At 58.8% G+C, this 23,560-nt stretch carries 10 protein-coding genes; 9 read left to right on the forward strand and 1 reads right to left on the reverse strand.

What is annotated here, in order from left to right; all coding sequences use genetic code 11:
* Positions 1-135: 135 nt before the first annotated feature.
* The 6 genes from MKFW12EY_RS10350 to MKFW12EY_RS10375 all read left to right on the forward strand — a co-directional run bounded on the left by MKFW12EY_RS10350 (position 136) and on the right by MKFW12EY_RS10375 (position 8,149).
* Positions 136-1,923, forward strand: coding sequence for a DUF2341 domain-containing protein (locus MKFW12EY_RS10350; protein ID WP_221054494.1), 1,788 nt, complete (start codon positions 136-138; stop codon positions 1,921-1,923).
* An 86-nt stretch (positions 1,924-2,009) separates the two neighbouring features.
* A complete protein-coding gene (locus MKFW12EY_RS10355) occupies positions 2,010-2,414 on the forward strand; it encodes an ExbD/TolR family protein (RefSeq protein ID WP_054760949.1) in 405 nt (134 codons plus the stop codon).
* 9 nt (positions 2,415-2,423) lie between these two features.
* Positions 2,424-3,086, forward strand: a complete 663-nt coding sequence (locus tag MKFW12EY_RS10360) for an energy transducer TonB family protein (protein ID WP_245006492.1) — start codon at positions 2,424-2,426, stop codon at positions 3,084-3,086.
* A gap of 21 nt (positions 3,087-3,107) precedes the next feature.
* Positions 3,108-4,802 carry a putative porin gene (locus MKFW12EY_RS10365; protein ID WP_221054495.1) on the forward strand — a complete coding sequence of 565 codons (1,695 nt, stop codon included), beginning with the start codon at positions 3,108-3,110 and terminating at the stop codon, positions 4,800-4,802.
* Positions 4,803-4,815: 13 nt separating this feature from the next.
* On the forward strand, positions 4,816-5,475 hold the full coding sequence (locus MKFW12EY_RS10370) for a hypothetical protein (RefSeq protein ID WP_054760947.1): 660 nt from the start codon (positions 4,816-4,818) through the stop codon (positions 5,473-5,475).
* 289 nt (positions 5,476-5,764) lie between these two features.
* Entirely contained in the window at positions 5,765-8,149 is a 2,385-nt protein-coding gene (locus tag MKFW12EY_RS10375; protein WP_221054496.1) for a tetratricopeptide repeat protein, read from the forward strand.
* A gap of 305 nt (positions 8,150-8,454) precedes the next feature.
* Here MKFW12EY_RS10375 and MKFW12EY_RS10380 read toward each other — a convergent pair whose 3' ends face one another.
* On the reverse strand, positions 8,455-9,255 hold the full coding sequence (locus MKFW12EY_RS10380) for a rhodanese-like domain-containing protein (RefSeq protein ID WP_054760937.1): 801 nt from the start codon (positions 9,253-9,255) through the stop codon (positions 8,455-8,457).
* A 682-nt stretch (positions 9,256-9,937) separates the two neighbouring features.
* Between MKFW12EY_RS10380 and MKFW12EY_RS23035 the strand changes: the two genes are divergently transcribed.
* From MKFW12EY_RS23035 to MKFW12EY_RS10395, 3 genes are all read left to right on the forward strand, one after another.
* Positions 9,938-10,873, forward strand: coding sequence for a hypothetical protein (locus MKFW12EY_RS23035; RefSeq protein WP_054760934.1), 936 nt, complete (start codon positions 9,938-9,940; stop codon positions 10,871-10,873).
* A gap of 64 nt (positions 10,874-10,937) precedes the next feature.
* Positions 10,938-12,650, forward strand: coding sequence for a hypothetical protein (locus MKFW12EY_RS10390; protein WP_221054497.1), 1,713 nt, complete (start codon positions 10,938-10,940; stop codon positions 12,648-12,650).
* A gap of 397 nt (positions 12,651-13,047) precedes the next feature.
* On the forward strand, positions 13,048-23,421 hold the full coding sequence (locus MKFW12EY_RS10395) for a filamentous haemagglutinin family protein (RefSeq protein ID WP_221054498.1): 10,374 nt from the start codon (positions 13,048-13,050) through the stop codon (positions 23,419-23,421).
* The last annotated feature ends 139 nt before the right edge of the window (positions 23,422-23,560 follow it).

The following is a 23,560-nucleotide window of genomic DNA, read 5'->3' on the forward strand; positions in this document are numbered from 1 at the left end:
GCATTCAACGCCGTAACGGCGGAACAAGGGGAGTCCGGGCCGCAGTCGGTTCGGCCGGTAAATTTCACGAAAGTGTCATAAAAATGTAAAGAAAAGTCGGGATAATTCGCTAAGTACCTTGTTTTGAGAGAGAAAATGAAGCGGATTGCCTTGTTAATGTTGGTCCTGTCGATGATGCCCGGATTGGCGCAAGCCTGGTGGAACGACGACTGGGGCTATCGGAAGAAAATCACGATAGACGCGGCGCAGTTGCAGCAAAGCGGCGTCAAACCGGTAGCCGAGGGTTTGGTGCCGGTGCGGCTGCATACCGGCAATTTCGGTTTTTTCGCCGATCTGGCCGAGAACGGTAAAGACCTGCGGTTTTTGGCGGCCGACGACAAGACGCCGCTGAAATATTTCATCGAGAAAATCGATACCGTCAACGAGATGGCCCTGATCTGGGTCAAACTGCCCAAAGATATTGCCTCGGCCGACGAGGCCATGTTCTGGATGTATTACGGTAATCCTAAGGCGGTCGACGCCCAGGACGGCGCCGGCATTTTCGACGTGGCCCAAGCCGTGGCTTACCACTTCGAGGCCGATGCGGCCAAAGATGCGACGGCATACGCCAATCAGCCGGCCAGCGCCACATCGACCCGGATCGAAGGCGGTGCCGTCGGCGATGCCGGCGCGTTCAACGGCAGCCAGGCGGTGAAGATCGCGGCGACGCCGGCCGTGCAAATGGCGGTGGAGTTCGGCTGGACCGTGTCGGCCTGGGTCAAAATCGACCAAGCGCAAAGCGACGGCGTGATTTTTCAGCGCGACGGCCTGACCTTATCTGTTAGAGGCCAGACGCCGGTGTTGGAAGTTAATCGCAAGGAATTGGTCAGCCCGACCGATTTGAATCTGGCGACTTGGCAATTCCTGGCCGTTAGCGCCACCAAGGAAGGTTTCACTTTATACGTCGACGGCAAACCGATGGGTGTGTTGCCGGCCAGCGTCTCGGCGCTGCTGGGCGACAGCAGCATTGGTGCGGCAGTGGACGGTTCCCGCGGCTTCGCCGGCGCCATCGACGAGTTCGGCATCGCCAAAGTGGCGCGCGACCAAAATTATTTGCAATTCGCCGCGCTGATGCAGGGCCAGTCTTCCGCATTGTTGAACTATGGCGAAGACAGCACGCCGGATAGCGAAGAGGGCGGCGAATCCTATCTGATGGCGACGCTGGACAACGTCACGCTGGACGGTTGGGTCATCATCGGCATTCTGGCGGTGATGTTCATCATTAGCTTTCTGGTGATCGTCAGCAAGGCGATCATTCTGAACCGCACCCGCAGCGAAAACAAAAAGTTCGAGGAAGCCTTCAGCCAGCTCGGTTCCAAAAACCTTACCAACCTCGACCATCAGGATGAAGACGATCAAGCGGATTTCGACGAATCGCCATTGCTACTGTCGTTGACCGGTAACCATGCGGCCTTTGCCGGTTCATCCATCTACCGTATCTACCATACCGGCGTTCAGGAAATGAACAAACGCTTGGCAAAAGGCGTCGGCGCCGATGTCCACGACCAAGCCTTGTCGGCCCAAGCCTTGAATGCGGTGAAAGCGTCGATGGACGGCGTGCTGGTACGCGAGCTACAAAAACTCAATTCGCAGATGGTGTTGTTGACCATCGCCATTTCCGGCGGCCCGTTCCTGGGTCTGCTGGGTACCGTGGTCGGGGTCATGATCACCTTCGCCGCGATAGCCGCCAGCGGCGAAGTCAACGTCAACGCCATCGCACCGGGTATTGCCGCAGCCTTGGCTGCTACCGTCGCCGGTCTCGGCGTGGCGATTCCTGCGCTGTTTGCCTACAACTACCTGGGTAGCATGATCAAGGCAATCACCGCCGATATGCACGTCTTCGTCGACGAATTCATCGCCAAACTCGCCGAACAACATAGCTGATACCCCATTGGCAAGGTACGCATTGCGTGCCTTGCCGACATTTGCCGGTACGCAGAGCGTGCCCTACGCAATCACGAGAATACCCAATGAAAGTTCAAGAAGAAAACGCCGCCTACGACGAAATCAACGTCACGCCTATGCTGGACCTGGCTTACGTGTTATTGGTGGTGTTCATCCTAATGACCACCGCCGCAGTGCAGGGCGTGCAGGTCAATTTGCCCAAGGCCAGCAACACGCCGAGTTTGTCCAAGCCGCAGACCAAGGCCATCACCGTCACTGCCGACGGCACCATTTTTCTGGATACGTTTCCGGTAACGATGGAACAACTCGAATCGACCCTGCTGCAATACAAGGCGGCGAATCCGGAATTGCCGGTGGTGGTCAAGGGCGATGCCACCGTGCAATACCAAAGCGTGGTCGACATTCTGGCCTTGCTGGGCCGATTGGAAATCACCCAGGTCGGTCTGGTGACGCAAAACCTCGTGAAATAAGTTGGCGCCATGTCGAAGAAGAAGCATTGGCGGGTTTACATCCCTATGGTGTTAGGCGTCTTGATCGCCGCGGTAGCGATTTTTTATATCGTCAAAGTCATCATCGACTTCGCGGGTAACAAACCGGCCAAAAACGAAAAGAAAATCCAGCCGATCACGTTGCTGAAACCGCCGCCGCCACCGCCTCCGCCACCGAAAGTGGAAAAGCCGCCCGAGCCGGAGATCAAAGAAAAAATCAAGGAACCTGAGCCGGAACCCGAGCCGGAACCTGAACCCGAGCCGGAGCAGGCGCCGCCGCGCGATCTGGGCCTGGACGCCGAGGGCGCAGCCGGTTCCGACGGTTTCGGTTTGGCGGCGCGCAAGGGCGGTACCGGCCTGTTCGGCGGCGGCAACGGCAATCCTTATGCCTGGTACGGCGGCCTGATCAAAAACGGCATTGCCAATCTGTTGGGCAACCACGAGGAACTGCGGCGCAAGGGCTATACCGCCATCGTCAAGGTCTGGTTGAAGGCCGACGGCGCCGTGGAGCGGATCGAATTGGCCAAGGGCAGCAACGATCCCGAGATCGACGAGCTGTTGAGCCGTTTGCTGAACAAGTTCGACCGGGTCGCGGAACCGCCGCCGCCCGGCATGCAGCAACCGGTCAAATTGAAGATTTCATCGAGAATTTAAAACCATAGGTAGAACATAACAATGGCGAACAAAACACGGCTGATGGCCCTGGCGCTGTCGGGGTTGATCGGCAGCGTGCAGGCCGGCGAGAAGGAAGAATTGCTGAAGCTGCGCAACACCACCACCAATTTGATCAAGCAATTGGTGAAGCAGGGCATTTTGACCGACAAGGCGGCCAACGAGATGATCAAGCAAGCCGAAGTCGAGGCCGGCCAACAGGCTGCTGCCGCCAAAGCCGCCGGCCAGAAAGAGGCCGTGCCGGCCGATGAGGTGCGGGTGGCTTACGTGCCGGATTTCGTCAAAGACGAGATTCGCCAGCAAGTGCGTAGCGAACTACGCGAGGAAGTGGTCGGCGACGTGATGCAAAAAGCCAAGAACGAACAATGGGGCTTACCGAATGCATTGCCGGAATGGACCCGCAAGTTCAAATTGTCCGGCGATATCCGCTTGCGTTCGCAGCACGATTACCAGGCGCCGGACAATATCCCCAACTCCTATCTGGATTACCAGGCCATTAACGACGCCCGCGGCGTGACCAATGCCGGTCTGGATGCGTTTTACAACACTACCGAAGACCGCCAGCGTTTCCGGGAACGGCTGCGGATCGGTATCGACGCCAACGTCGCCGACAGCCTGAAAGCCGGCATCAGGCTGGCGACCGGCAACCAGCGCGATCCGGTATCGACCAACCAAAATCTGGCCAATTACGGCAACCGTTACGATTTCACGGTCGACCGCGCCTATCTGCAATACGATGCGATCGACGACAACAAATTCAAATGGCTGACGCTGAGCGGCGGCCGGATCAAAAACCCGTGGTATACCGGCGGCGGCGAGTTTACCGGCGGTAGCGAGCTGGTTTGGGATACCGATTTGTCGTTCGAGGGTTTTGCAGCGACGCTACGCCACCACTTGGGCGAAACGGACCGCTTGATGGACAACGGCGACCAGAGCCATCAGGCTTATCTGACGGTCGGGGCGTTTCCGTTGCAGGAAAGCAGTTTCAGCAGCGACAAATGGCTGCTGGGCGGCCAGGCCGGCATGGATTGGCTATTCGCCAATCAGGATAATCTGAAGTTGGGCGCAGCCTACTTCGATTACGTCAACATGCAGGCCAAGCAAAATACCACCGGTTCCGGTACCTGCGACACCAATAACCGGGCCAATACCGCCTCGCGGCCGGAATTTATGCAGGGCGGCAATACTCTGGCGACGATCTGTAAGGAAGGCACCCGGTTGGCGCCCGGCACCTTGCCGGCCATGGTCGGCTTGGCGTCCGATTTCAATATCGTCAACCTGAACGCGTCTTACGACATGGCCTTGTTCGCACCTTACCACTTGCGCTTCAGCGGCGATTACGCCAGAAACATCGGCTTCGACAAACAGGAAGTCAGTCGCCTATACGGTTCCGCCGTCGATGCCAAGACCACAGCCTGGCAGTTCCGCGCCGATTTCGGCTGGCCCAAGGCGGAAGTGGCCGGCCATTGGAACGTGTTCGCCGCGTACAAATACGTTGGCCGCGACGCGGTGCTGGATGCGTTTACCGATTCCGACTTCCATTTGGGCGGCACCAACTTCAAAGGTTGGTTCATCGGCGGCAACTACGGCTTGATGAAAAACGTCTGGTTGACCGGACGTTGGCTGACCGCCGACATGATCAGCGGCCCGACCTGGGGCGTCGATGTGCTGCAAATGGATATCAACACCCAGTTCTAGGCGAGGAGGCGACATGAAACGGCATCACATCGGCGGACGTTTGCCGGCAACTCTGTTACTGGCGCTGGCGGTTTCGGCGGCGGTATCCGCCGCGCCGCGCGAGGCCGGCAAGGACAGCGGCGCGGTCTTGAAGCTGCAAGGCATGGTGAAAAGTCTGACCGCCGAGCGCGACGCGGCCAAGGCCGAAATCGCCAAACTGAGCGAGCAAGTCCAGCAATTGGAACAACTAAAGAAAGACCATGCTGCCGCCGTCGCCGCCAAGGAACAACTCGGCAGCGAATTGTCGGCCCAGCGCAACGTCGCCGGCGAAGTGCGCGAACGCCTGGAAAAAACCAACGTCCGGCTGCAGGAAGCTTTCGAAAAAAACCGGGAGGCCAACCAGGCCAAAGCCGATTTAGCCGCACAGTTGGCGGCGTTGAAAGGCAAGCAGCAGTCCACCGAGCAACAATTAAACGTCTGCGGCGACCATAACCTGAAACTCTACCAGGCAGGCAAGGAGTTGTTGCAACGCTACCAGAACAAGGGCGCGTTGTCCGGCTTGCTGGAGCAGGAAGCGCTGTTGCAGTTCAATAGCGTGGAAATGGAAAACATCGTCCAGGAATACGAAGACAAATTGCGTGCCGGCAAGCTGGCGGAACAATCCGCCGCCGAGACCGGCAATCCCGTCCCATAAGCCTCCGCGGCACCGGGGGTGCGGCGACATGTCGCACCTTTTCGCCTGGCAAATTCCCGAACCAGCTACCAGTTTGGTCGCGCAAATAAGTTAAAATCGGGCAGGCAGCGTTTTTAAAGCAGCTAAGGAATCGCTGATCGAATGTCCGCGTCGCGTGTAACAGTGCGACCGTGTCGATATAAGATCTTGATTTATAAGATCCCGCGCAGGATTGCCGCGGCAGGTCTACAATCGCCAGCTTCGACCGGCGCGTCCGAAACAACCACACGCAAGAATCATCGAGATACTCATGACAACACATAAATTTTTAAAAAATCTGGGCATTGTTGTTTTGACGACCGGATTGGTGGCCTGTAACGGCGCCGAGGATCGGAAAGCGAAATACATGGAAGAGGGTAAGCAGTTGTTTCAAGCGGGCGATTACGAGAAAGCCCAATTGGCCTTTAAAAACGTGCTGCAAATCGATCCGAAAGACGCCGAAAGCCGCTTCCAAATGGCCGAAGCGCTGAGCAAGCAAGGCAAAATCGAAGCGGCGTTCAAGGAATACAGTTCCGTGGTGGCCGGCAACGAAAACCATGTGATGGCGCGGGTGCGGGTTGGCCAATTGCTGCTGCTGAACCGGATGGTCGACGACGCCGAGAAAATGGCCGGCGAAGCGCTGGCGAAAGAACCCAACAACGTCGAAGCCCTGGTTTTGCTGGCCGGCGTGCAATCGGCCAAGAATAATAACGACGGCGCCATCGCTTCGGTCGAGCGGGCGTTGAAACAAAGCCCCGACGACGTGCCGGCCACGCTGATGATGGCTTCGATTCAAACAAGGCTGGATAAAGCCGACCAGGCCATCGCCATGTTGAAAGAGGCGATTGCGAAAAAAGCCGATAACGTGCCGCTGCGCAGCATGTTGGCCGGCTTGTACGCCAAAACCAAAAATGCGGCCGAAGCGGAGAATACGCTGGCCGAGATCGTCAAGATCGAACCGCAACAACTGCAGCATTACCGTAGCTTGGCGCTGTTCCAAGTCAGCACCCAGCAAGTCGACAAGGCCGAAGCTACCTTGCGCGATGCCGTGGCGAAAATGCCGGACAACGACACCGCCAAAACTTATCTGATCGATTTTCTGCTGGAAAAACGCAGTCCGGAAGTGGCGATTGCCGAATTATTGCCGATGATCGAGCAAAAGCCGGACGCCTACGAATTGAAATTTAAGTTGGCCAATATCCATCTGGCTAAAAAAGAATTCGACAAGACCGAAGCGACCTTGAAAGAAATTGTCGACCGCGACAAGCTGGGGCCCAGTGCGATCACCGCGCGCAACAAACTGGCCGCCTTGTATGCGTTGACTAAACGCGGCGACGAAGCCAAAGGCCTGATCAAGGAAGTGTTGGAGAACAACCCGCGCGACGCCGAAGCGTTGACGATGCGCGGCCAATTCGCATTGGCGGAAAACCGGATACCGGACGCGATTGCCGATTTCCGTGCCGTGCTGGTCGACCAGCCCAACAACACCGGCGTGTTGAAAATGCTGTCGGCGGCGCATCTGCGCAATAATGAAGACGAATTGGCGCGCGAGAATATGGAAAAAGTCGTGTCGCTGGCGCCGGCCGACGAAACCGCGCAATTGGATTTGGTCGGCTTGATGCTGAAAGGCAACAAGCCGGACCAAGCTAAACAGCAATTGGAAACCTTGCTGAAAGCCAATCCGAAAAGCCTGAAAGGCCTGGAAGCCTTGTTCAAGCTGGAAGTGACGCAAAAGCATTGGGACAAGGCCCAAGCCGCAGCCAAGCAAGTCCAGGAACTGAACGACAAGGACGCCACCGGCTTTTACATGTCGGGTTTGGCCTACCAGGCGGAAAACAAACTGGCGGAAAGCGTCGACGCTTTTCAAAAGGCGCTGGAGCGTAAACCGGATGCGGTGGAGCCTTTGACCGAGATGGTGAAAAGCTATCTGGTGCTGAAGCAATCCGACAAGGCCCTGGCCAAATTGCAACAGGTGGTCAAACAACAGCCTGACCATTTCGTGGCCTACAACCTGATCGGCGGCGCTTACCTGAACGAGCAGAAGTTCGCCGAGGCCAAAACCGCTTACCAAAAGGCGCAGTCGATCAAACCCGACTGGTACAGCCCGTACCGCAACCTGGCGCTGATCGAACTGGCGCAAAAGAACAAAGCCGGAGCGATCGATATCTATAAAAAAGGTATCGAGAAAACCGGCGGCGCAATGGAATTGGTCGACGATTTGGCCCGGTTGTACCATCGCGAAGGCCAGAACCAGGAAGTGCTGGCCCTGTACGAAACGTCGTACAAGCAGCATCCGGATTCGGCGGTGGCGATCAACAATCTGGCCAGCTATTTGTCCGATTTTGCGGCGACGCCGGAAAATCTGGAACGGGCGGCGAAATTGGCCGAACCGCTGCTGAAAACCAACAACCCGAACATGCTGGATACCGTGGCCTGGATTGCTTACAAACAGGGCAATTTCGACAAGGCCAAGGAAATCATGGCTAAATCCATCGAGCGCGACGCGCAATCGCCGATCGCCAATTACCACATGGGTATGATCTATTACAAAATGAACGACCCGGTCAAAGCCCGCGAGCATCTGCAAAAAGCGGTGGACAAGAAAGTCGAGTTCGACGGCTTGGCCGAAGCCAAGGAAGTGCTCGGCAAGTTATAAGCCAATCCGCTTGCCGCACCCCGAAAACGCCGTCCCGCAAGGGCCGGCGTTTTTTTTGGCCGCTGAATAATGGCTGTTACAGCAGGCTAGGGAACCAGCGCCAAGTAATACTGTGCGGCGAGTTGTCAGGCGAGGTGCCGCGTCAAGATAGCGCAAAACCTGCTGACGGCGTGTTGCGGCACTGGTTGAGTCGAAACAGATAAGTTGGCAGCGCTGCCAAGGCTTAGCCCAAATGGGCCGGGGGGAAACAAAAGATTCCCGCAACTGCGGGAATCGGTATGCGTATCAAAAAACGCCCGGCCGGTTTAATCGTCGGTGTCGCGTTTGGATTTGTGACCCGGTTTGGCTTTAACCGGGTATAGCGACAACAACGGCCGGTACAGCTTGTTTTTTTGCAGCTTGGTTTCGGTCGGTAAGCCTTGATAGAACGCCCAACCGTCGCGGTCGTCGCCGTTGACCACGCCGTCGTTATTCAAATCCAGCGCAACCAACGGTTGGGTCGGCGTCGCGCCGGTGTAAGCGTATTTCGGTTGGCCGTTATAACCTTCCCAGATGTTTCGAACATTGGTGTAGTTGCCGTATTTGGCCAATGCGTTCGCCGCTTGCACGCTGCGGTGGCCGGTCGCGCAGAGGATGTACAGCGGTTGGTCCTTGTCCGGGAAAAGCGATTCGACATAGTCGACGAAGTTTTGAATCGGCAATGTGCCGTCCTTGGCGGACTGGTCGAGCAGGAAGCCCACCTCCGGATCGACCGAAATATCGTAGCCGATGTAATCGGTTTGATCGTTGGCTTCGCTTGGGCTGCCGGTCACGTGCGGAAACGGAATGCTGTAAGCGCCCACCGGGTGGCCGGCGACGTATTCCTCGATCCGGCGCACGTCCAGTATTACCGGTTTTTTGCGGCCGTGCTCGTCGTCGTCATGGTCCCCGGCTTCTTGCTCGTTCCGACGGTCCTGGCTGACATCCAGCCAGGCGCGGGCCGAACTGATCTCCGAATGGTAAAGCACCGGGTAGCCGTAACGGTTGCCGGTATTTTCCGCGGCTGCCGCAGCCGCGTAGCAGGTGCCGAGTGCCGATAAGATGGCGATGGTTAAGCTGTGTTTCATGATGGATTTTCCTTTTCGTTGAAATTTTAGCGTTGGGTGTTGTTGAGTCCCGCCACTGAATTTGCAATACCAGTGCCAAGCTCGGCGTCGATATTCGGAATAGGCAGAAAAATTGCTTGGCTATAAAGGTATAGCCTGCACGAATGCCGGGTTTAATCCGACCCCGGCGGGAAAAATGCGCTTTGTCAATCGGTACCGGGCTTGGTCGATTGCTGGTTTCGCAGCAGATCGGCAACATTTGCTGTTGAGCCTTCAGCAGGTGCGGGGCAGGCTCGATGCGGCAGCGAATGTTGCCGTTATCCGGTCCGACCTCAAAATCTGGCGTTTGTTTGAAAGCGTAAGGCCATTGTACTTAGGTACAGGTGTTTGGTTTTATTACTGAATTGTTTCAAACCTGCCGGCCGGCGATTTTGGCCTTGCCGCCTAAATTCCCTATTAATCCCGCATATTTTTTATTTGCCGGATTGCTGATTTATCAGCAGCCGATCAGCAGCGCTTGCTGAAATATCAGCAGCTTTCCATCTTCGCTTTTTCCGAAAACTGTTAAGTATCACGCATTTACCGTGTTGGCACGCTTACTGCTGGATCAGGTTGGCGAGAAATCGCGCTTTCTAAATCTTCAGCTGTACGGTTTTTGCCAATGACTGGCGGGCCTGTTTCTAATCTGACTTGAGGTAATCACATGAAGACAACGTACAAACTTGCGGCGGCGATATCGTTCGCGCTGTTTGCCGGTAACGCGGCGGCGGCGATCGACACCGGCTTCGGTTTTGCAACCGGCGACGCCAAACCAGGTTCCTTGGTGTTCAGCGCGGTGGACGATGCCACCAAACAAACCTTTATTTTGAACCTGGGCTTGGCGACCACGAGCGGCGTCAGCGGCCTGAATTATGCCGACTTTGCCGGCAACAAGCCGGGGGCGGCCGGTTTTTCCACGGTGCTGAGCGATGCGTTGACGGCTAACGGCGGCAAGCTGGTTTGGAATCTGAGCAGCTACAGCCAATTCGGCAGCTTCATCAGCAATGTGGCCAATTTGCGCTGGTCGGTATTGGCCGGTTACGAGAAGGACAACGTCAATGTCAGCAACTATGACAAGTACGGTGTAGAGCCAGGCTTCGATGGCTTTTACTCGGATGCTTACAACACGCAATGGGGTGCTTTGGTTACCGCCCCGGGTGTCGGCTCGTTGGACCCGAACAAGATTGCCGCGCTGGAGAGCAATCCAAGTAGTTCAGGCACGACCGGCGCTTATCTGGCAGCAGTAAACGCCAAGATCGCCGCAGAAGGCGAAAATGCCGACGTAGCTTCTCTCGATCCTATCAACGGAGTTGCATTCTACGACACCAAAATTACCGGCTGGAGTGGTGATGCTGCGCCTGGTGTGCCGACTAAAACCGGTGCCGGCGAGTATGACTTCATCTGGGCCACCAATCCGTTCGCCGACGGTAAAAACCAGTTCACCTCGTTGGGTAAATTCGTGCTGGGTACGGACAACACTTTGACCTTCAGTGCGCAAGTTGCCGCGGTCCCGGTGCCGGGCGCAGTCTGGCTGTTCGGTTCGGCGCTGGCCGGCCTGTTGGGCGTAACTCGCCGTAAAGCCGGCGGATTGGCGGTTTAAGCGTTTGGGCGGCAAGCCCGGTCTTGCCGCCTGACAAGGACATCAAATTTTTGAGGATTAAGTAATGACACAAGCACACACCATTAAAACGCTAGCCGCGGCTGTTTCGTTATTGGCAGTAGCGCAAAGCGCAAATGCGCTGACGCCGTGGGATAACGGTCCGGCCGAAGTCAAAATTTTTACTTCCGGCGGCGCCGCGCAAGACCGCGCCATCGAAGAAGCCATCAAATTCGGTTTGGCGGCGCCGGGCACTTTGGACGTGTTCCAGGACTTGCAAGGCACTAACAAAGGCCGCCGCTTCCAGGGCTTTTATTTTACCGGTGCCGCCAGCCTGCCGGCCGGATTGGCCGGTAAACGGATTTACGTCGAAAAACGTTCGTTGGGCGCGGCCGGTTACGGTGTAGTGCCGCTGGCCGGTAATATCGGTTTGGACCATCTGGATATTTTTCTGCCCAACAAAGGCGACGGCACCTTCGGCTCCAGTCAGTTGGGCGCCTGGCAGGCCGACGGCGCCAAATTCTGGAAAGCCGAAATCACCAATACCGGCGGCAGCTCCGGCCAATCCGCCTGGAACAACTATCTGGTGCAAAACACATTGTCCGACGGCGGCTTTACCGGCGTCGATGCGCCGGCCTTGTTGGCGCCCGGTACCGACAATTATCCGGAAGTGGTCAAGGAGCCTAGCACCAATGCCAATGCCGCCGGCTGGAACACCAGCCTGACGCCGGCGGCGTTGACCGCCAACAATATTGCCCGGGTACCGACCGGCGGTCTGGTCTACGGCATCGGCGTACCGCTGGACTTTTATAAGGTGTTGCAAGTCGCGCAATACAAGAGTGGTCAATTGCCGGCCGATACCCTGGCCAATATCGGTAAATACGACGACGAAAGCTACATCCCGTCTTTGAGCCGAGATTTTCTGGCCAGCCTGTTGGCCGGCAGTATCAAAAACTGGAGCGACGTCAAAATCGTCGACCGTAGCGTGGCCGGCCAACCGGTATTGCCACTGACCGACGCCTCCATCGTCGGTACGGCCGGCGTTGCATTGCCGCCTTCGACCAAGGTCGCGATCGGCCGGCGTAACCCGGGCGCGGCGATTGGTGCGGTGCCTTATGCCAAAATCCTGGGTTATCCCTATGTCGCGGGAGCCGTTAAACCTAAGGCTGCGACCGCTAATATCGCAGCAATCGATAACGGTGCGACCGCGCCGATCGCAAAAAATCCGGGCGGCGCCAACGCCACCGATGCCTTGCTGGTCGATTGGCAGAACGGCACCAACACCAGCGGTTTCAATCCGGCTTTGAAAAAATTCTGGGGTTTTGCCGTTCACGGCGGCGACCGCAACGCCAACGTCAGCCAGCCTTGGCGCTACGTCAAAATCGACGGCGCGGCACCGACCATCGCCAACGTGGCTAACGGCAGTTACCCGTTGTGGGCGGAAGGCGAAGTCTTGATTCGGCCGGCCAGCGCGATCGGTGCCGATAAAGTCGCCGCGCTGGAAGCCTTTGCCAGCGCCTTGGCTAACGTCTCGGTATTGAAAACCGTCAACACCAATGCAGTGCTGCCGTTCGGTCAATCCGGCGTATTCGCCACTACCAAAACCGATAGCACCGCGTCGGTATCGGTGCCGTTCGATCCGGAAAACCCGGTCGTACCACTGTCTCATTTGGTGGATGGTGGCTTTACCAGCCTGGGTGTGGCGCCGGTGGCTTTCAACAACGGCGTTGCCAACCCGGATTTCGGCGGCACCACCAATACCGTCATCGAGCTGAAGTAAGCGGCAAGCTTAACTTATGGAGCAGTAACGGCCAGGGACGGCCGACCAGCCAAGGACGATTAGGGCGAGCAGGAGCCGCCCGAAACGGATTTTTTCAGGAACGGCCGCAAGGAAACCGGGAGGGCCGACAGGATAGGGACAGCTTATTGGGCTGCGTCGGCTTCGGCTTTTATAAGCTGGTGGCGGCGCGGCTTAATTTTTGCCGGCCACCGCCGGTTGTTCCGCCGCCGGTATCGGCTCGTGCCAGGCGGACGGCGCAAGGCCAGGGAGTCCGCACAAATCGCTTATTCGCCGGAGCGCATTGCTCCGTTACCGGATAAACGATTTTTGTGGTTTCCCGAGTTCGAATGCGGTCCGGATTTACCGGGCCGCCAGCCATTTCAGAATCCGATTAGTTATGAAACATCAGCCCTTGTTGAGTTCCGACCTTCCCCTCAGCCAACCTAAACCCTTAGCCGCGGCGATACGCAGCCTGATCGCCGGCGGTTTGGTGTTCGGAGCCGGAGCGGCGCCGGCCGTAGCCGACTCGCCGCTACCGGTGGCGGTCAATCCCGCGGCTTTGGCGACCAGCGGCCAAGCCACCGCATCGGTGGTCGGCAATGCGATGACGATCAACCAGGTCACCAACAAAGCGACTCTGGACTGGCAAAGCTTCAATATCGATAAAGGCTATAGCGTCGAATTCAAACAACCCAGTTCCACCTCGATTGCGCTGAACAACATCCACCAACAGGACGCCAGTAAAATTTTCGGCTCGCTGACCGCGAACGGCCAGGTCTACCTGATTAACCAAAACGGATTTTTGTTCGGCAAGGATGCCCAAGTCAACGTCAATGCGTTGGTGGCTAGCACCTTGAACATCAGTCAGGCCGATTTCGAAAACGGCATCACCAAGGTATTCGATTTAAACAAGAACACCAATAACTTCGCCAACAGCGCGGCGGCTTTGAAGGGCAACGGCGAATTGTTTTTGAAGAACGCCAACGGCGAGTATGTCAAAGATGCGGCCGGCAATAAGGTCAAAATCGAGATTTTCGTGCAACAGGGCGCCAGCATCAAAACCCATGGCGAAGGCGGCCGGGTGATACTGGCCGCACCCAGCATCACCAATGCCGGTACCATCGAAACGCCGGACGGCCAGACCGTGCTCGCTGCTGCGACCGATAAGGTTTACCTGCAGGAAGCCAGCGACGATCCGAACGTGCGCGGCCTGCTGGTGGAAGTCGGTACCGGCGGCGACGTCAACAACGTCGGCAAAATCATCGCCGAACGCGGCAATGCCAGCCTGATCGGTTTTGCCGTCAACCAAAAAGGTATTGCCTCGGCCACCACGTCGGTAAAATTGAACGGCTCGGTACGGCTGTTGGCGCGGGAAGGTATCCAAACCCCAAGTTCGGTCGGCGGCAAATTGCTGGGCAAATCGACCAAGCGCAACAGTGTATTGCCCGGCCAGGAACAGCTAGGCACCAGCGCTACCGTCGATCTGGCGGAAAACAGCCGGACCAGCGTCGATCTCGACGCCGACAAAACCCTGACCGCGATCGACGCCCAAGAACAGACGCCGTCTTACGTCCAGGTCAGCGCCCACAAAGTCTATCTGCGCAACGGTTCGCTGATCGAGGCCAAATCCGGCAACGTCGAGCTACAGGCGCTGGATAACTTGTCGAATCCGGCCGAAAAGGGCAGCGCCAGAATTTTTCTGGATAGCGGCGCCAAGATCGACGTATCCGGCGTCAAGAACGTGGTGCAGTCGGCCGAAAGCAATGTGGTCGAAGTGGAGTTGCGCAAAAACGAATTGCGCGATGCGCCGCTGCAACGCGACGGCGTGTTGTACGGCAAAAAAGTCAAAGTCGACATCCGCGACGCGAATCTGGTTTACGATGCGGACGGCAAATTGGTCAGCGCTGCAATTCCGGTGGCCGATATCAAAGGCGCGGTCGATCGGGTGGCGAAAAACATAGACCAGCGCAGCACCGCCGGCGGCAGCATCGACTTGAAATCCAGCGGCGATGTGGTTACCAAAGTCGGCAGCAGCTTGGACGTATCCGGCGGCTCGATAGCCTACCAAGGCGGCAATATCGTCACCACTAATCTGGCAGCCGGCAATCGGATATTCAATATCGCCGATGCCGACCCGGACTTGGCCTACGACAATCTGTTCAATTACCAGCACTACAGTCCAGGCTACGTCGAAGGCAAAGCCGGCGGCGATTTACAGATTAGCGCGTACGAAGCCTTACTGGAAGGCAATCTGCAAGGCAGCACCGTCACCGGCGCCTTGCAGCGCCATCCCGAACAATGGGCGGCCGGCGCCAGTTTGCTGATCGATTTGATCAACGGCAACGATTTCAGCAGACAGAACGTGACCTTCGACAGCCGGGCCGTGGTGCAGTCGTTGGGGCCGACCGACCCGATTCCGCGCCGCAGCAGCGGCAATCCGGCGCCGGTGGCGTTGAATATCAATCCCGATACCTTGCGCAACGCCGGCTTTCGTAATTTGACCGTGCGCGCCAACGGCGACCTGCTGCTGGCCGACGGCAACCGCCTCGATCTGCCGGCTGGCGCCAAACTGGATCTGACCGCGCGTAATTTCGAGCTGCGTGGCAGCATCGTCGCGCCGTCCGGCAGCGTCAATTTGCAGCCGGTGGTGATGGGCCAGGTCATGCAACCGTCGTCGATTACTTTGGCTGCCGGCGCTTTGATCGATGTCAGCGGTTTGTGGATTAACGACGCCTTGGATATGCAACAAGGCCGGGGGTTAAGCCCGATTGCCATCGATGCCGGCAGCGTCAGTTTACGCAGCGAGCAGCGCGACTTGGTCTTGGAGGCCGGCAGCCGCATCGTCGCCGACGGCGGCGCCTGGCGCAAGGCCAATAGCCATGTCCAAGCCGGCCAAGCCGGCAGCATCGATTTGCGGGCGCAAACCCATTTGGCCGGCGTGACGCCGGCCAGTCTGGTCCTGAACGGTTCGTTGCAAGCCTGGGGTTTGGCGCAGGGCGGTAAACTGCACCTGGAAAGCAACGAAGTCGTGATCGGTTCCGCCAGCGACCTGCCGCCACGCGCCGGCACGGCAAAACCTCTGCTGCTGGCGTCGGGCTTTTTTCAGCAGGGCGGCTTTGCCGATTTCGACATCGTGGCCAACCGCTACGGTCTGAAACTGGCCGATCACGTGCAGATCGATTTGCAGCCGCGCAATCGGCAACTGCTGGCCTCGTCCGGGGCCGCTGCGTCGGGCAGCAAGTTGGTCGATGTCAGCCGCGAATTCAGTCTGCCCGAATACTTACGCCAGCCGGTCAGTCTTAACCTGTCCTACGCCGAAATCGCCGAGCACAGCCCCGGCGAACATCTGAGCATCGGCTCCGGCGCCGCGATTCGCACCGGCATCGGCGGTTCGGTGACCTTAAACTCCTCGACCTCGATTTTCCTGAACGGCACGATAGATACGCCGGCCGGCCGGATTGCGCTGAATATCGTCAATCCGCCGTTAATCACCGGCTTCAACGACGCGCAAGGTATCTGGTTGGGTAGCGAAAGCCGCTTGAGCGCCAGCGGCGCTTATCTGCACCAACCCAGCGCCGCCGGCCTGCTGGCCGGCCAAGTGCTGGCCGGCGGCAGCGTCGCGTTGGCTGCCAACCGCGGCTATATCGTCGGCAAAGCCGGCTCGCAGATCGATGTCTCCGGTAGCGCGGCGTTGCTGAATATTGCGCAACTGCGCAACGGCCGCCTGACTTACGCCAGGCAGTCTATTGCCTCGGCCGGCGGTAGCATTGAGTTGATTGCCGGCGAGGGTATTCTGGCCGACACCGCGCTACATGCCGCCAGCGGCGGCGCGAGTGCGGCCGGCGGCAGCCTGGCGGTCACGCTGGACCGCGGTTTGCGCGGCAAGCCGGAAATTCCGATTGCCGGCAGCCTATTCCCGGACGACAGAAAGCCGAACCAGCCCTATCGGATTGAAATCTCCGCGGCCGACACCGCCAACGTTCCGGCCGGTTTGGCGACCGGCAGCGCTATCGATCCGGCGCTATACGGCGGCAGAGCCTTATTGAACAGCCGGCTGATCAACGCCGCCGGCTTCGATTCGTTGGCGTTCGAAACCGACACTACGCGAGTCGGCGGCCAATTGAATAGCGGCATCCTGTTCAAGGGTAACGTCGAATTGCACAGCGGCCGCCAAATCGTATTCGATACCCCCAGCCTGCAAAGCGACGGCGGCTCGGTGCAACTCACTAGCGCCTACCTGGCGCTGGGTTCGTCGCAAAGCCGGGTTGGCGACAGTCTGGCACCTGCCGCCAGCGGCGGCAGCGGCCAATTTAGCGCCAATGCCAACGCGGTCGAATTGGTCGGCGGCTTGGCCTTTAACGGCTTCGATACGATACGCGTCAACAGCAGCGGCGATATGCGCCTGCGCGGTTTGCTCGGCTCAACTCAAAAAGATTATGTCGGCCGCTTGAACGTGGCAGGCGATTTGATCTTGCAGGCCAATCAACTGTATCCGGGCACGCTGACCGATTACCTGATCGACGCCGGCAGCCGTTCCGTCACGTTCTTGAATAGTGCGGGCCAGCATACGCCGGTGTATTCGGCCGGCGGCAGCCTGACCGTCAATGCCGCCAATATTTACCAGCGCGGCACGCTGAAAGCGCCGTTCGGCAGTTTGAACTTGAATGCGGCCAATACCCTGCAGTTGGCAGCCGGCAGCGTGACATCGGTGTCCGCGGACGGCTTGCTGGTGCCTTTCGGCCGCGGTTCCGGCGGCACCGATTGGCTGTATCCGCTGGATGCCGGCCAAACCGCCAATATCGTGGTTACGGCGCCGCCGGAGAAAAGTCTGCACTTGAACGGCCAAGATGTCGACTTGCAACAGGGGGCGCTGATCGACCTGTCCGGCGGCGGCGATCTCTATGCCTACGAATTCATCCCCGGCCCGGGCGGCAGCAGCGACGCTTTGGCGGCCGGCAACGGCAGCTTTGCGGTACTGCCCGGTTTCAATTCCAGCTTGACGCCTTACGATCCGTTGGAATCGCCCGGCGCCGGCTTGCGCAACGGCGATAGCGTTTATCTGGCGGCCGGCAGCGGTCTGGCCGAGGGCTGGTATACCTTGTTGCCGGCGCGTTATGCCTTGTTGCCCGGCGCCTATCTGGTAACACCGGTGGCCGGCAGCCAGGATGCAGTGATCAATACCACCAATAACGCCGGCAGTCCGGTCGTGGTCGGCCGCTACGGCGTTGCCGGCACCGCGATTGCCGACCAGCGCAGTAGCAGCTTTGTGGTCGAACCCGGCGCGATTGCCCGCACCCGCTCGCAATACATAGACTATTACGCTAACAGCTTCTTTGCCGACAAAGCCGAGGCGGCCGGCGAAGCGGCGCCGCAATTGCCGCGCGATGCCGGCAGTCTTGTATTGTCGGCGCAGCGCAGCCTGAAATTGGCGGCGGATTTGGCGGCGCAACCGGCTTTGCGCGGTGCCGGCGGCCAAGTCGATATCACCGGCAACCGTCTGGCCGTGGTCGGCAACAGTGCCGATCTGGCCGGACTGGAGACCGGAACGGTGGGCTTGGTGGCCGCCGATTTGAACAAATTCAACGCGCCCAGCCTGTTGTTGGGCGGCCAGCGCAGCAAGGAGGCCAAAGGCCAGCGCTTGACCGTCTCCACCAATAAACTGACAGTCGCCGGCAATGCGGTGTTGCAGGGCCAGGAAATCTTGTTGGCCGCCACCGATTTGGTTCAGGTTGCCGCCGGCGCGCAATTGATCGGTGCCGGCTCGGCCGGGCTGTCCGGCGGCAACTTGTTGGTCTCCAACGCGGCAGGCGGCAGCGACGGCGCTCTGCTGCGGGTCGCGGCCGGCGGCCAGGCCGAAGTCGGCCGCGATCAAACCGTCAGCGGCAACCGCGGCGAGTTGGTCGTGGCTGCCGGCGCATTGATTAAAACGGCCGGTTCGGCGCTGCTGGATGCGACCAAAAACACCGTGTTCGACGGCAGCATCGATATGGCGGGCGCCGCGTTGGCGTTGAACGCCGGCCGCATCAGCATCGGCGCGGCACCGGCCAATACGCCCGGCCTGGTGTTGGCAAACACGGACTTCGACTTGAAAGAGTTGCGGCTGAACAGCCGCGGCGATTTCGATATCTACGGCGGCGTCAATTTGAATGTCGACAACTTGCTGATTTCGGCGGCGGCGATCAACGGCTTTGCCAATCAGGGCGCGGCGGCGAATATCAATGCCGATTCGATAGCTCTATTCAACCAGGGCGCCGCCAGCAACCGTAGCGGAACCGGTAGCGGCACCTTGAATTTGAACGCGGACGACATCCGTCTTGGCGCCGGCAGTTACGGCATCAGCGGCTTCGGCAACGTCAATTTCAAAGCCAACGCCGGCATCGGCGGCATCGGCCGCATCGTCGATCCGGCAACCGGTAACAGCCGGTTTGCCGATCCCGGTAAATTGAAGGTGGCGGCCAATCTGACGCTGGACGCGGCCTATATCGGCGGCGATAACGGCGCGACGACCAGTATCGACGCCGCCGGTTACCGGGTCGATCTGCTGGCCGGCAGTGCGTTGCCTGCCGATTTGGCGCCGGGTTTGGGCGTGCAATGGTCCATCGCCGGCAACAGTATCCAAGGTAGCGGCCGGTTTTTGCTACCGTCCGGTAGCTTGAGCCTGCAAGCGCTGAACGGTCCGGTCAGTCTGGAAAGCGGTAGCGTCGTCGATTTGTCCGGCCGGGCTCTGGCCTTCGCCGATACCGTTAAATACTCCGCCGGCGGCAATTTGGTTCTGCAGGCCGGCAACGGCGACGTAGTGCTGAAATCCGGCACCCAAATCAATCTAGGCGGCGGCCAACGGACACTGAACGGCGCGACTTACCAGGCCGCCGACGCCGGCCAAATGCGGGTCAGCGCGGTTCAAGGCAAATTCGACTGGCAAGGCGCTATCGACGGCAAAGCCGCTCTGCACACCGATGCTAATTTCAAGCAGGCCAGCTTGGCGTTGGATGTTAAAGATCTGGGCGATATTTCCACGTTGAGCGCAAAACTGGCTCAAGCCGGTTTCGCCGAACAGGTATCTTTGAAACAACGCCACGGTGATATCGCGCTGGATGCCGGCACTACGTTGAGCGCTCGCCAATTAGTATTAGAGGCCGATCAGGGCGCGGTGACGATTGCGGGTACCTTAAATGCTTCGAATGCCAAGGCCGGCAGCATCGACGTTTACGGCCGCAACGGCATTAGTTTGGCCGCAACCGGCCGCATCCTGGCCCAGGCCACCGCTAACGGCCAGAACGGCGGCCAGGTCACGCTGGACACGCTGCACCGCGACGATAGCGGCAGCGATTTACTGGATTTGGCCGCGGCCGCGGGAATCATAGACGTATCGGGCGCTGCCGGCGGCAGCGGCGGTGCGCTGCATTTGCGTACCGGCCGCAACGGCAATCAAGTCAACATTTCGGCGATCAATGCCACGATTACCGGTGCCGATCCGCAGCGCAGCGCGGTCGAAGCGGTAAGGGTTTATACCGGCGTATCGACCGTTACCAGCGATCTTATCGCGACCTGGCGCGACCAAACCGCCCAGTTCATGCAAAACCGGCCGGCTCTGAGCGGGCTGTCGGCAAGCGCCCTGGAAATATTGCCCGGTATCGAAGTCCGCAGCAGCGGCAATCTGACCTTGGCCGATAATTGGGATTTCATGTCCGGCCAGTGGGCGGACAACGGGATCGATTGGCAGTCGGATTGGCGTTACGGCGACGGCCAATTGCCCGGCTTCCTGACCTTGCGCGCCGCCGGCCAGTTGAACGTCAACGCCTCGTTGAGCGACGCTTTTGCCAATACCTCGCTGCCCGGCCAGGAACAACAGGATCTGGAAGCGGCCTTGGGCAGTAAACTGCTAACCAAGGACTTGTTGCAACCCGGTTTATCCTGGAGTTACAAGCTGATTGCCGGCCAGGACGTGAATCTGGCGGCCACCCACGGCGACGAGCAGGTCAAAGTCAGAACCGGGACCGGATCGATAGACATCGACGCCGGCGGCAGTATCCGCTTCGTGCCGAAAAGCGGCAATAACCAGGCCGCCGCCGCGGTGTACACGATGGGCACCAGCGCACTGTACAGCCGTAGCCAGTTGTTAAACGGCGAGATTCCGGGCATCCCGGCGCAAAATGCCGGCGAGAGCGTGCAAAATTACTTGGCCCGGTTGAGCCAGGAGCAACTGAATCGGGTGCTGCGTTACGGCTTGCTGGATCAGGACAGCATCGTGCAGGGCATTGCCCTGTATGCCGAGTTTCCGACTCAAGGCGGCAACATCGGTTTGCGCGCCGGCGGCGATATCAGCGGCATCCAAACCGGACAAAGTATCGGCGATTGGCTGGTGCGCGACGGCCAATGGCAGGCCGGTAGCGATACTAACCAGGCCACGGCCTGGGGTATCAATATCAGCGGCAACCGCGATTTCGAGCAATTGGAATCCGATGCCGATGGCAATATGCTGTTTGCCGGCGCCAACCGCTATTTCAACCAGAACGTCGGCGCCCTGGGCGGCGGTAACGTCGATGTCTTCGCCGGCGGCAATATCAGCAATTTGTCGGTAATGATTCCGACCACCGGCAAACCGCTCGGTACGATAGACGCAAACGGCCGCTGGTTGCAGACCGGCACCTACATCAACGGCGGTGGCGACCTTAGCGTGGTTGCCGGAAACGATATCGTCGCCGGCGAGTTTTACACCGGGCGCGGCAGCGCCGAACTGATCGCCGGCGGCAGTATCGCCAAAGGCGCGGTGCCGGGATCGGCGCAAAAAGTCGGCGTGATGCTGGATGTCGGCGATGCCGAGTTTCAGATCAGGGCGCGGCGCGATATCGAATTGGCCGCCGCGTTGAGCCCGACCGCGCTGAAACAAAAAATTCCGAGTTTTCCCGGCGACGGCGTCGATAGCCGGTTTTTCAGCTATACCGCCAACAGTGCCGTCAACCTGACCTCGACCGCCGGCAATCTGGTATTCGAAAACGACTACGATACGGTCAAAGCCGTGAAGAAACTGGCGTCGAACGACGGCAGCGGATTCGAGTATTTCGTTTATCCGGCCACGTTGCGCGCCGCGGCATTGAGCGGCGATATCAGGATCAACGGCTCGATGACGCTGTATCCGGATGCTGCCGGCGATCTGGAATTGCTGGCCAACGGCAATATCGGCTCGGATACGCCGGTGGCCTTGGCGAAGAAGATCAGCGTCAACATGTCCGATACCGATCCGGCTTTGCTGCCCGGCATTGCCAATCCGGCGCGCAATCTGGACGGCGATTACGTGTCCGGTAACATTCAGGCTCAGCAATTATTGGATGCCAATTCGCCGAAGCCGGCGACGATACATGCCGTGGTTCCGGTGCATTTGCACGACCAAACTCGGCCGTTGATCGTGGCTAAAACCGGCAGCATCGGCTTTGCCGCCGGGCTGGAAGCGACGTTCCATATGCCGCAGGCCGCCAGTTTCATCGCCGGCCGCGATATCAACAACCTGTCGGTCAACGGCCAGAATTTATCGAGCAGCGACGCTACGTTGATCATGGCCGGCGGCAACATTAATTTCGATACCGTCACCGACAGCGACGGCAACGTGGTGTTTACCCGCAACAATCCGCAATTCTTCCGCCTGGGCGGCCCCGGCCATTTGCAAGTGGTCGCCGGCGGCGACGTGGTATTGGGCAGTTCCGGCGGGATTCAGACCGTCGGCAATTTGTTGAATTCGGGATTAGGCAACGTCGGCGCCAGCATCGATTTGTTGGCCGGCACCGCCGGCGGTATCGACCTGGCCGGATTTATCGATAAATACCGCTCGGCCTATCCCACATGGTTAAACGGTCTGGAAAGCCAGGCATTATCGGAGCAGCAGCGTTATCTCGGTAACGTGCTGGCGGTATTGTTTGCCGAAATCGACCAATCGGCCAAAGCCGCGGCCGCGGCAGGGGAGGGCCAACGCGCCGCACAGTATAAGCGCGGTTTCGATGCGATTCAGGCCTTGTTTCCGAATGCCGAATACAGCGGCGATGTCAGTCTGGTGTTCAGCGCCGTGAAAACCCTGGCCGGCGGTAGCATCAACATCGCGGTGCCGGGCGGCAAGCTCGACGTCGGCCTGACCGGCAAAAAAGCCGCCGACGAATTGGGTATCGTCGTGCAGCAGGTCGGCAATCTGAACATATTCACCCGCGACAACGTTAACGTGAACCAATCTCGCGTGTTCACCCTGGGCGGCGGCAATATCGTGGCCTGGTCTTCCAAAGGCGACATCGACGCCGGCAAGGGCGCGAAGTCGGCCTTGTCGGCGCCTAAGCCGATCACTACGGTCGATGCCAACGGCAATATCGTCACCGTGTTCCCGCCGATTATTTCCGGTAGCGGCATTCAGGCCATCGGCGGCGGCAACGTCACACTGGCGGCGCCGCAAGGCGTGGTCGATGCCGGCGAGGCTGGCATCAGCGGCGGCGACATTACCATCGCCGCCACCGCGGTGATCGGCGCTTCCAACATTCAGGCCAGCGGCACTTCGACCGGCGTACCGACTGCAGTAGCGGCCCCGGTGGTGCCGACCGGGGCCGATAGCGCCGCCACCGGCGCCGCCAAGTCGGCAGGCGATGCGCCCGCCGCCGGCAATAAGGATGCCGACGGCAAAAATGGCGGTGGCGATACAAAAGCCCCGATTGCCGTGCTCAGCACCGATATCGTCGGCTACGGCCAGTGCAGCGTCGGCGATATCCGCGACGGCAAGGCCGGTTGCGGCGGTTGACCACATTAGTCCTCGCGCAGCGGAATCCCGGCTCAGGCCGGGATTTTTTTTTTGCGCAATACGGCGGCCTGTTGGCTGGAAAACAAAGATTGTTGCCGAATCAGCATTGCTAAAGCTGCTGCTGAAATATCAACACACG

This window comes from Methylomonas koyamae (assembly GCF_019669905.1).
GTDB classification, from domain to species: domain Bacteria; phylum Pseudomonadota; class Gammaproteobacteria; order Methylococcales; family Methylomonadaceae; genus Methylomonas; species Methylomonas koyamae.